This window comes from Neisseria sp. P0021.S006 (genome assembly GCF_051956895.1).
On record NZ_JBQCWZ010000659.1, the window covers coordinates 1 to 754 of the forward strand.

1 protein-coding gene is annotated in these 754 nt (G+C 32.4%); it reads right to left on the reverse strand.

All coding sequences use genetic code 11. The features are described from left to right. On the reverse strand, positions 1 to 754 hold a 754-nt coding region (locus ACTHUM_RS16305), incomplete at both ends, for a hypothetical protein (RefSeq protein ID WP_440403464.1).

The following is a 754-nucleotide window of genomic DNA, read 5'->3' on the forward strand; positions in this document are numbered from 1 at the left end:
CATTATAAAAATTAACCTTCATAACCTTAAAACCGTCTTTTTCCACAATGGAATAACGATCGGTTTTAGCTTGATATATATCAAAGATAGCCGTTCCCTCATCTTGAAGGTTGGCATTGGCATATTCACCATTGATATCAAAAATAATCTGTCCAATAGGATATTTAGGTGCATCGCCTACAAATTGCTTTAAAATATCTTCGGGACTTTCATTCTGTTTATCTAACTGATATTGAGCTGATTTACTCATCTGTTCATTAGCCTGAATAATCTTTTTAATACTATTAGATTTACCAGTACGCGTCATGCCAAATAAAGCAGTGCGTTTTCCTGCAAAATCTTTTGCTTGTATATAAACAGGAATATCTCCAATATCATTATTAAATCTTTGGCTTGAGCTATAACGGATAGAACCTATTCGAATATCACCATTTCCTCCAGGTACGCTATTTTCTCTGTAATTAGCAATTAAACCTAAAATTTCATTTGATGGTTTAATTACTGAATAATTATGAGCAGCATAGAAATTTTCTACATCAGCACCAAATCTCAAATTCTTTTTAGAATCTAAATAAAATGAGCCCAAAATAGAGCAACGTAATCCAGAAAATCCAAATTCATATCTGGAATATTCATCTAACTGACTTTGTTTAGTGTTTCCAGTTCGAATATGATCCTTATAATAATCAACCATAGAACTTACTATGTCTTTATCCGTTGGAAGTTCTGCCGGTTCAATAACTCTCAATAGCAA